2 protein-coding genes are annotated in these 1507 nt (G+C 74.1%); one reads left to right on the top strand and one right to left on the bottom strand.

The genetic code is table 11. The annotated features are described in order from the left end of the window. The coding region (locus JS521_RS35645; protein ID WP_239488294.1) for a GNAT family N-acetyltransferase at positions 1 to 559 on the top strand (559 nt) is incomplete at its 5' end. Between the two features lie 75 nt (positions 560 to 634). Here the strand turns inward: JS521_RS35645 and JS521_RS35640 are convergent. Continuing rightward, on the bottom strand, positions 635 to 1507 hold an 873-nt coding region (locus JS521_RS35640; protein ID WP_239488293.1), incomplete at its 5' end, for a type IV secretory system conjugative DNA transfer family protein.

Here is a 1507-nt window from a genome sequence, read left to right as displayed (position 1 = left end):
GGACTATGTGATGCGTGCTGTGCGGGCCGGCGAATGGCCGCAGGCCAGGCAGTTGCGGCTGGACGCCTTGAAGGACCCGGCGGCCCCGGTGGCGTTCCTGGAGTCGTACGAGGATGCCGCGGCGCGGCCGGACGTCTTCTGGCAGGAGCGTGCCGCTGATGCCGCCGAGGGCGGGGGCGGCCGGGTCCGGCAGTTCGTCGCGGAGTCGCCCGAGGGGGCGTGGGTGGGGACGGTCACCGTACTCGTCGAGAGCCCGGACGACGAGGTGCGCTTCGGGGAGGCATCGCCGGTGGATCAGGCGCACCTGGTCGGGGTGTTCGTCCGGCCCGAGGTGCGGGGGACCGGGGTGACCGACGCGCTGTTCCGGGCGGCCGTGGCATGGGCCTGGTCGCTGACCGCGCCCCGGATGGAGCGGGTGCGCCTCTACGTGCACGAGAAGAACCCGCGGGCTGCCGCCTTCTACCGGCGGTTCGGATTCGTCCCCTCCGGGCAGCGGATTCCGGCCCCGGGCGACCGGGGTGAGCTGGAGCTGGAGTACGTACTCGCGCGCGAGGCGTAGCGAGTGGGCGGTGGAGTAGGAGGCGGTACGGGGGCCTGCCTGGTCAGCCGACGCTGGGGTCTCTGTTCTGCCTGTTCAGCCGATGCCTGGGGCCGGTGTGTGCAGGTGTTCCGGCCAGCGGGCCCGGCCCTGTTCCCGGGAGCGGAGCAGCACGAGGGCGGGCATGCCCCGGGTCTGGCCTGTCGCCAGCAGCTCCGGGAGCTGAGGTAGGGGCGCCACGGCCGCTACGTCGTCGAGGACGAGCGTCATTGGTGGGTCGAGCCGACCGTCGGTTGACCGTGCGGCCATGCGGCGGCCGTGCTCGACCACGTCTGCGGCCAGCGCGGTGAGGAGGGGCATCGCGCCGGGGCGGGTGCGGGGATCCTCGATGGACTCGCCCACCAGGTAGAGCGTTCCCCCCTCGGCGGCAAAAGAATCCAGCGCGAGGGAATCCGGCCGGTTCGCCGTGCAGGCCTCGCGGATGTGCACCGTGGACAGCGCGGCGAACGCCCGTACCGTCAGTTCCTGCGCCACTTCCCGCCGTTCCGGATAGGCGGTGAGGGCGGACTCCAGCAGCCCGGCCAGTCCGGACGCGGCCTTGGGGTGCGTACGGAGGAGGCGTACCGGTTCGTGGGCGCCGGACCCGGAGGCCCAGCGCAGGACCTGGCGGAAGGGGCGGCCGTCCACCGCGGCGGCGTGCAGCCAGCACCGGAGCAGCGTCTGCGCGGTGTCGGCCACCGCCGCGTCGATCCGGGCCTGCGGGCGTACCGGGGCGAGCAGGGCGGCCGCGCGTACGGCGGCGGTGTCGGGGTTCTCGCAGCCCGCGGTGGGCGACCAGTGGAGGCGGGCCGGGGTGTCGCAGAGGTGGCCCGGGTCGTAGACGAGGACCGGGCCGAGCTTGGCGCGGGCGTCCTTGGTCTCGGCCCAGACGGTGGGGTCCGAGGTGACGACGAGGGCGGGGCCTTGGGC

Source organism: Streptomyces durocortorensis, assembly GCF_016901035.1.
Classification (GTDB): domain Bacteria; phylum Actinomycetota; class Actinomycetes; order Streptomycetales; family Streptomycetaceae; genus Streptomyces; species Streptomyces durocortorensis.
This window is presented reverse-complemented; position numbering and strand designations above follow the sequence as displayed.